This window comes from Kribbella sp. NPDC004138, from assembly GCF_053603655.1.
This window is the reverse complement of the sequence record NZ_JBSGFZ010000022.1, coordinates 164570-173040: the sequence shown is the minus strand read 5'-3', so window position 1 is coordinate 173040 and position 8471 is coordinate 164570. Positions and strand designations below refer to the sequence as shown.

The following is an 8471-nucleotide window of genomic DNA, read 5'->3' as shown; positions in this document are numbered from 1 at the left end:
CGGCGGTCAGCCGGCCGCGGTTGGCCAGTGCCGAGGTCATGGTGTGCGCCACCGCGTCGGCCACGGCCTGCGGCGTCTGCGACCCGCCGGGCCCGTCGAAGTGCGCGGCTCCCTCGTCGAGCGCGGGGAACTGCTTGCGGACGGCGACCACGTCGAAGGCATTCATGCGCGTCATCCTCTCTCGGTCCTGACAGCGCGCGCTACCGCCTGCCCGAATACGGATAAAAATGCGCGAACTGTCCGGGGAGTAGTGCAGGATGTCAGGAGTGAGAACGGTAACGACTCCTGACAGCACGGCGGCCCCGGTCCGGGCCTGGCTCCCGATCATGCTGGCGCTGGCGGCCATCTGGGGCTGCAGCTTCCTGTTCATCTCGGTCGGCGTCCGCGAACTGCCGCCGCTCTACCTGGCGCTCGGCCGGGTGATCGCGGGGTCGATCGTCCTGCTCACGATCCTGATCGCCAAGCGCGAGCCGCTGCCGCGCGACCCGTGGCTGTGGGCGCACTCCTTCGTGGTCGGGGCGATCGGCTCGGCGATCCCGTGGACCCTGTTCGGGTACGGCGAGGAGCGGATCCCGTCGCTGCTCGCCGGGATCTGGAACGGCATCACCCCGCTGGTCGTGCTGCCGATCGCGGTGCTGATCTTCCGGACCGAGAAGTTCTCGGCGCAGCGCGGGATCGGGCTGCTGATCGGCTTCGCCGGGATGCTCGTCGTCCTCGGCGCCTGGCGGGTGCAGGGCGGCGCGAACCTGGCCGGTCAGGCGCTGTGCATGCTCGCTGCGGTGTCGTACGGGCTCGCGATCCCTTACCAGAAACGGTTCCTGGCCGGTACGACGCTGTCCGGCACCGCACTGTCCACCAGCTTGTTGCTGTGCGCAAGCGTCCAGCTGGCCGTCGTCGCGCCGCTGGTCACCAGGCAGGCGCCGCCCGCGCCGTGGTCGCTGTCGCCGGAGACCGTGCTGAGCGTGCTCGCCCTCGGCGCGCTGGGCAGCGGACTGGCCTTCGTCCTCAACATGCGCAACATCCGCCTGATCGGCGCCAGCCGCTCGTCGATGGTCACGTACCTGATGCCGATCTTCTCGATCGTCGTCGGCATCCTCGTCCTGCACGAGCACCTGACCTGGTACCAGCCCGTCGGCGGTCTCGTCGTCTTGCTCGGCGTCGCCGTCTCCCAGGGCCTGCTGACCCTGCGCCGCAAACCAGTCGTTGCGGCCGCGGCAACCTGAGGTGGGCGGACCTGCGCCACTCAGTAACCCCGCCCGGCGGGTGGCAGCCGACCAGGGTTGAGCGTCGGGCGCCGGGGCGGGCAGCAGTTGGTGGGTGGTGGAGGTCCGCCCCGCGCTCGTCAGATCCGGCGGAGGTTGGGGATCGCGGCGACCACCACGGCCACCAGGGCGAGGAGGGTGCCGGCGACGACCGGCGTGGTGACGGGCTTGTCGGCCACCGGCAGGAAGATGTCGATGAACAGGCTGGCGATCAGCTGGCCGGCGATCGTGCCGAGGCCGAGCACGAAGACGCCGACCACGCGGACCACGGCGGCCGCGGCGCTGATGAAGATCACGCCGCACGCGCCGCCAAAGTACAGCCAGGGCTCGCTCGGCAGGTGCCGCGGCGCACCGCGGAGCGAGAGATCGACGAGGAACACGAGCAGCAGCGCGACGAATCCGACCAGGAAGTTCACCACTCCGGCCGCGACCGCGCCGTACGCGTCGGAGGACGCGGTCCGCGCCACCCGCCCGTTGATGGCCTGCTGGACAGCCGTGCCGACGCCGCCCAGCGCAGGCAGGATCGCCAGCAGCAGGCCGTCGGGGTGACTCAGCTGCTCGGACACGGCGAGGCCGACCGCCACCAGCGCGATCACCGCACCGATTAGGCGGACGGCGGTCAGCGGCTGCGGGCCGGCCGGACCGAAACCGAGACGGTCGACGACGAGGCTGCTGATCGCCTGCCCGGCCACGCCCGCCACCAGGAACACCGCCACACCGATCACGGAGACGGTGATCGACTGCGTCGCCACGAGGAACGCCCCCGCGATGCCGCCCAGGCACTGCCACCAGCGCAGGCCGAGGTACCCGCGCATCGGACGCCGGATCGTGCGCCACACCGTGATCAGGCCGCGCCGCACCGGCGGTACGACGGCGGTGGCGACCAACAGGATCAGCAGACCGGTGCCGAACGAGATCAGCGCCGCGGGGATGCCGTCGCCGAGGATGCCCCCGAGCTCACCGTTCAAACGGGACTGGACCGCTACCAGCATCCCGATCCCGAACGCCGAGGCGAGGCCGACGACGTGGTGCCGCCGGGTCGAAGGGGCGGGACGGGTGGCGGTGGTGGTCACCGCACTATCATCACCGTTCGACCAATAGCGCCTGACAGCAGGTCCGCATCATGACCGGCGGATCAGCGCCAGATACATCGCGTCGGTGCCGTGCAGGTGCGGCCAGAGCTGGACATCCGGACCGGCACCCAGGTGCGGTACGCCGGGGAACAGCGGCCGTGCGTCCTCGAGGGTCGCGTCGCCGCGACGGCCCAGGACGGCGTCGACCACCGCGCGGGTCTCGTCGGGATGCGGCGAGCAGGTCACGTACGCCACCACCCCGCTGGGCCGGACGGACGTGATCGCCGAGTCGAGCAGCGCCTCCTGCAGCGGGCGGAGCTCCTCGACATCCTCCGGCGTACGGCGCCAGCGCGCTTCCGGGCGGCGGCGCAGCGCACCGAGACCACTGCACGGCACGTCCGCCAGCACGCGGTCGAACGAACCCGCCGGCCAGGTGGGCTTCGTGCCGTCGCCGACGAGCACCTTGTGGTTGCCGGGGATCGCGCGCAGGTTCTGGCGGACGAGTTCCGCACGGTGTTTGAGCGGCTCGACCGCAGTCAGCTGACCGTCCTGGACGAGCGCGGCCAGCAACGCGGACTTGCCGCCCGGGCCTGCGCACAGGTCCAGCCAATGCGCGTCGTCCCCGTCGACCTTCGCCGAGGCCAGCGCGACCGCGACCAGCTGCGACCCTTCGTCCTGCACACCGGCCCGCCCGGTCGCGACGGCCTCGATCCGCCCCGGATCCCCACCCCCGTCGAGCACAGCCCCATACGGCGACCACCGCGCCGGCGTCGCGCCTGCGGCGACCAACTCATCCACATCTGCAAGCCCAGGACGAGCCACCAGCGTCACCCGAGGGGGCTCGTTGTCGGCAACCAGCAACCGCTCCAGCTCGTTCGCGGCCTCACCCGCCGGTGCGGCGCCCGGACCCGCGGCGAGTGCACGGTCGAACGACTCGATCACCCATCGCGGATGCGCCTCGGCGATCGCGAGGTAGCCGAGGAGATCATCGTCCGGGTGTGGCGCGGTCGTCGAGATCCACTGGTCCAGCGTGCGCTGACTGATCTTGCGGAGTACGGCGTTCACCAGGCCGGTGCGCTTCTGACCGAGCTCGGACCGAGTCAACGTGACCATCTCGTCCACCGCGGCGTACGAGTCCACCCGCATGTTGAGCAGCTGATGGGCGCCGAGGCGGAGCACGTCCAGCAGCTCGGGGTCGAGGTCGGCGAGCGGCCGCGAAACGCACCGCGTCAGAAAGGCGTCGTACGTGCCCTGCCAGCGCAGCGTGCCGTGCACGAGCTCGGTGCAGAACGCCGCGTCCCGCCCGCCGAGTCGTGCTTCCCGCAGCGCCTTGTTGAGCGCGAGGTTCGCGTACCCGCCCTGACCGGTGACCTGCCGGATGACCTGGTATGCGACCCGCCGTACCGGATCCGGCCGCCGCTGCGGCGCCCTGTTCCGCGCGTTCCGATCGCTCACGCCGCAGGTCCCAGCCGGTCCTCGTCGGTGAGGCGGACGCCGCGGGCCCAGTCGGGCGCGGCCATCGGCTTCTTGCCCTGCGGCTGAACCGTCACCAGCTCCACCGCCTTGCTCCCCGTGCCGACGCGCACACTCGACTTCGTCGCCCGCAGCTCACCGGGCTTCAGGTCGTCGTCGGTCGGCCGTACGGCGAGCACCTTCAGCCGCTCGCCGCGGAACATCGTCCACGCACCCGGCGCCGGGTTGCAGCCGCGCACGAGCCGATCGACCCGCTGCGCCGGCGCGGTCAGGTCCAGCTCCGCGTCCTCGACGGTGATCTTCGGCGCCAGCGTGACGCCGTCCGCGGGCTGCTCGCGGGCCTCCAGCACGCCGGCCTCGATGCCGTCGAGCGTGTCGACGAGAAGCTTCGACCCCGACACCGCCAGCCGGTGCAGCAGATCGCCCGAGGTGTCCTCGGGGCCGATCGGTTCGGTGAGTACGCCGTACACCGGTCCGGCGTCCAGCGCCTTCACGATCCGGAACGTGCTCGCACCGGCCACGTCGTCGCCCGCGATGATCGAGTGCTGCACGGGTGCGGCGCCGCGCCACGCGGGCAGCACCGAGAAGTGCAGGTTGATCCAGCCGTGCCGCGGGATGTCGAGCGCCGCCTGCGGCAGCAGACCGCCGTACGCGACGACCGGGCAGCAGTCCGGGGCGATCTCGCGCAGCCGGGCCAGGAACTCGGGGTCACTCGGCTTCACCGGCTTCAGGATCTCGACGCCGCCCAGCTCCTCGGCGTACTGCGCGACCGGCGACGCGACCAGCTTCCGGCCGCGGCCGGCCGGCGCGTCCGGGCGGGTAACGACACCGACCAGTTCGTGCCGGCTGGCGACGATCGCCTCGAGGGCGGTGACAGCGGGTTCCGGCGTACCGGCGAAGACGACTCTCACAGGCCGAATCCGTTCGTGGGGTGCGGGGAGTCCTTGATCTGCGGTGGGCCGCCCAGGCCCGACCACTCGGCCTCGCGGATGGCCTTCATCGCCTGTTTGCGGGTCTCGCGGTCGAGGCGGTCCACGAACAGGACGCCGTCCAGGTGGTCGGTCTCGTGCTGGATGCAGCGGGCCAGCAGGTCGGAGCCTTCGATCACCACCGGGTCGCCGTACATGTTGAAGCCCTTCGCGATCACCGACTGGGCTCGGCTGCAGTCGAAGGTCAGACCGGGGATCGACAGACAGCCTTCGGGGCCGAGCTGCGCCTCCAGCGACAGCGTCAGCTCCGGGTTGATCAGATGCCCGAGCTCGCCTTCGACGTGGTACGTGAACACCCGCAGGCCGACGCCGATCTGCGGCGCGGCCAGCCCCGATCCGGGCGCGTCCTGCATGGTGTCGGTGAGGTCGGCGACCAGGCGGCGCAGCTCGGCGTCGAAGTCGACGACCGGCTCGGCCTTGGTGATCAGAACGGGGTCGCCGAACAGACGGATGGGTTGGACCGACACAGACTCTCCACAGGGCTCCACGAACCGGGACCGGGCAAGTCTAGTTGGCCCGCCGGAGCCGTTCCCGGTGGGAGGCCCCTCCCGTTTGTTGCCACAAGCACGTACTGTGGTCCCAGGCGTACCCTCAGTCACTGCCGTCACACGCCGCTCGGGAGACCCAATGCGCACAGCAGCACGGGGAGCAACACTGGTCCTCCTGGGTGCACTGCTCGCCCAGGCACCCCTCACCGCCCAGGCCTACCAGCCACGCGAACCGGAGTTCCGCACCGGACCGACCGGTCCGACGACGCCGCCCCCGGAACCGACCGCAGAACCGACGTCGGAGCCGACTGCATCGACGTCGAGCTCCGGTGAGCCTGCTGCGCGGTCGTGGAGTGAGGTGGTGAAGCAGGTCAGCGAGACGTCGCCGGGCGATGTGCAGCTCCGCTCGGCCGACACCTCCGCGCAGGCCGCGTCGATGCTCCGATGCTTCAAGCTCGACGCCGAGAACTACTGCCTCGGGCTCGGGTTCGTGCAGGAGATGCCGACCGGGCCGCAGCGGCACGCGCTGATGGCCGAGCCGAGCCTTCGCGCCGCGGACGAGGTGAGTGCCGAGCAGGACATTTCGACCGGTGATCTGACGCCGGCCGCGTTCGTGGCCGAGCGGGCCGCGCTGCCGAAGACCCAGCGGGTGACCGCCGAACTCGACGAGATGGAAGCCGCCTGGAACGGCCGCGCGAAGGCCCGCGAGCTGCGTGAACTCGCCGAAGCCGAGACGCCGCCGCCCAACCCGCAGACACCGCAAACCGAGCAGACACCGCAGAGCGCTACAGCACAGCCGACCGCCCCCACGACACCGCCGGACGAAGCAACCACGGCACCGACCAGCACGCCGACTACGACGCCGACTGTCACGCCGACCGGCACTCCCACCGTCGCGCCGACGCGGACCGCTCCCACCGGCGGGACGCCGACCGCGGTGCCGACGACTCCGGTGGCGCCGGTCGCCGCACCTGCCTCGGCGTACCTGATGAAGGGGTTCCAGACCTCGCAGGAGAAGGGGTACTGGTGCGGTCCGGCGACGTTCCAGTCAATCGATTGGGCCGACGACAACCAGAAGGACACCCAGGCGTCGTGGGCGAAGGACCTCGGCTCGACCACGTCCGGTACGGCGATCTCGGCGATGGTGAAGCAGACCAACCTGAAGACCGCGTGGCCCAAGTCGGCCGGCACGTACATCGTGCAGAACGTCTCGCACTGGAACGCGCAGACCTTCTTCACCGTGCACCAGAAGCACCTCGGCGTGTACAAGGCCCCGGTGATTGAGCACGTGCAGCTCCTCAAGCGGTACTTCCCGTACCTGGCCTTCAACCACAGCGGCCACTACCAGGTCGGCCGCGGCTACGACAAGGCGAAGGGCACGATCGCGATCTTCGAGGTGTTCAACGAGCGCCGCTTCAACAGCCGCGGCAACGTCACCGACGGCCCGAAGAACATCCCCGCCAGTGCCCTGTTCAACGCCACCCTGGCCAACTCCTTCCAGAACATCGGGCTGTAAATGCGTCGGCGTGCCGTTGCCGCAGGCACCCTCCTGGTGCTGCTCGTCGCGGGCTGCTCCGCCGAACCGCCGCAGAGCAGCCCGTCCCCCAGCCGCACACCGACCAAGTCGGCGGCGCCGACGACGCCCCGCCCGACCCAGCCGACCGACACCGGCACCGCGTTGCCGGCCTGGGCGAATGTTCTGCGGCAGCCGGTCGACGGACAGCATCTCGTGACGCGGCAGCGCAAGTACGTCGTCACGCGCGGCAGTGACGAGGCCGGTACGACGACCATCGCGGACCGGACGAGCAAGAAGGTCGTCGTACGGCACGTCCCGGCGAGCGGGTTCGTCGCGCAGTCGCCTGTCGTCATCGACGATCGGTGGGCGCTGGTCGAGGACATCCGCTCCGACGGGCCTGACCCGCAGATCAAGGTCGTCCGCTACGACCTCACGACCGGCAAGGCCACCGTTCCGGCCGGTCTGCCGCCTGTGTCCGAGCCGGAAATCGGCGCGTACGACGGCACCTTCGCGTACAGCTCCACCGACGCGAAGAACCGCTCCTGCCTGATCGTCGCCGACCTGGCGACGCTGAAGTCGCGCACCGTCACCTGCGTCGCGGCGCCCGGCTACGTGGCCGATCCGGTGGTGTCGGCCGACACCGTGACGTTCAGCGAGATCGTGGCGCCGGAGACTGCCCGCCGGTGCAAGCGCCTCCTCGCCGCTCCGCTGTCCGCGGGCGCCGCACAGCCGGTGCCCGCAGCAACCAACTGCATCCAGTGGAGCGGCGCGACCCTGCGTGGCGCGACCGTGTGGTCCGAGGTCGGCGCCTCGGACCCGGACCAGTACCAGAGCAAGGCGTACGTCCGGGAGTCCGGCGACTCCCCCGCCCGCCCGCTCGGCACCGTCGTCACCGACACGATTCTTGCCTGCGGCAACTGGATCCTGTGGGAGACGAGGACCGTGAGCCCGGCCGGCGAGGAGACCTACCAGATCAACCGCTGGCGTCCCGGTCTCGCCACCCCGCAACGGCTGTACGCCGCGAAGCCCGGCGTCGCGCTCACGCCGATGACGTGCCAGGACAACACCGTGTACGTCGAGGCCGCGTACCTGGCGAGCTCCCCGACGTACACCGAGACCATCTCGGCAGCGCTCTAGCGGCGCGCGTGCCGGATCTTCAGCCGGCCGAAGCCCATCACGCCCGTGATCCGGATCCGCGGGCCTTCGCCGGTGGAGTTGCGCGCCGGCTTGTACCGGGTGTCCTTCCACTCGGTGCGGACCGCGTCGAAGTCGACGACCGCGTCCCGCGGCAGCGTGATCTTGACGCCGCCGTGCAGCACGTTCAGCTCGATGTCGACGTCCCCGTGCTCGAACTGCGCCTGCGACAGGTCCAGCCGCACCCGCCCGTGCAGGGACTCGACCTTGAGGTGCCGCGGCACCCGCCACACACCGCGCCGGACGATCCGGCCGGCGGAGGCGCCGATGGTCGCCGAGCGGCCCGGCTGCTCGGCCGGCAGCGCGGCGACGGCGATCTCGAGATCCTTGCGGGTCCTGGCGGACAGCACTTGGTGGAGCTGCTGCTCCATCTCGTCGTGGGTGAGATATCCACCCGTGTACGCCGCCTGGACGCGTTCCACCGCCGCGTTGCGGTCCACGTCCCCGATCGCGGGCGAGCGGTCTTCCGGCATCGA

8 protein-coding genes are annotated in these 8471 nt (G+C 70.8%); 3 read left to right on the top strand and 5 right to left on the bottom strand.

The window, feature by feature from the left end:
- Positions 1–266: 266 nt before the first annotated feature.
- Positions 267–1223 (top strand): DMT family transporter, encoded by a 957-nt coding sequence (locus tag ACWEOO_RS29160; RefSeq protein WP_452145739.1) that lies wholly within the window; start codon positions 267–269, stop codon positions 1221–1223.
- Positions 1224–1342: 119 nt separating this feature from the next.
- Here ACWEOO_RS29160 and ACWEOO_RS29155 read toward each other — a convergent pair whose 3' ends face one another.
- From ACWEOO_RS29155 to def, 4 genes are read right to left on the bottom strand one after another with little or no spacing between them, the layout of a single operon-like run.
- Positions 1343–2335, bottom strand: coding sequence for a DMT family transporter (locus ACWEOO_RS29155; protein ID WP_452145738.1), 993 nt, complete (start codon positions 2333–2335; stop codon positions 1343–1345).
- A 48-nt stretch (positions 2336–2383) separates the two neighbouring features.
- A complete protein-coding gene (locus ACWEOO_RS29150; protein ID WP_452145737.1) occupies positions 2384–3790 on the bottom strand; it encodes an RsmB/NOP family class I SAM-dependent RNA methyltransferase in 1407 nt (468 codons plus the stop codon).
- Complete coding sequence (gene fmt / locus ACWEOO_RS29145; protein WP_355691728.1) at positions 3787–4719, bottom strand: methionyl-tRNA formyltransferase; 933 nt, start codon at positions 4717–4719, stop codon at positions 3787–3789. The genes ACWEOO_RS29150 and fmt overlap by 4 nt, the downstream gene beginning before the upstream one ends.
- Complete coding sequence (gene def / locus ACWEOO_RS29140; protein ID WP_452145736.1) at positions 4716–5264, bottom strand: peptide deformylase; 549 nt, start codon at positions 5262–5264, stop codon at positions 4716–4718. The genes fmt and def overlap by 4 nt, the downstream gene beginning before the upstream one ends.
- Positions 5265–5424: 160 nt before the next feature.
- On the opposite strand from def, the gene ACWEOO_RS29135 reads away from it, so the two are divergent.
- Positions 5425–6801: a C39 family peptidase gene (locus tag ACWEOO_RS29135; protein WP_452145735.1), complete on the top strand. Its 1377-nt coding sequence runs from the start codon at positions 5425–5427 to the stop codon at positions 6799–6801.
- Complete coding sequence (locus tag ACWEOO_RS29130; protein WP_452145734.1) at positions 6802–7938, top strand: hypothetical protein; 1137 nt, start codon at positions 6802–6804, stop codon at positions 7936–7938.
- Here ACWEOO_RS29130 and ACWEOO_RS29125 read toward each other — a convergent pair.
- Positions 7935–8468, bottom strand: coding sequence for a DUF1707 SHOCT-like domain-containing protein (locus ACWEOO_RS29125; RefSeq protein WP_452145741.1), 534 nt, complete (start codon positions 8466–8468; stop codon positions 7935–7937). The two genes, ACWEOO_RS29130 and ACWEOO_RS29125, sit on opposite strands and share 4 nt — an antisense overlap.
- Between the last annotated feature and the right edge of the window lie 3 nt (positions 8469–8471).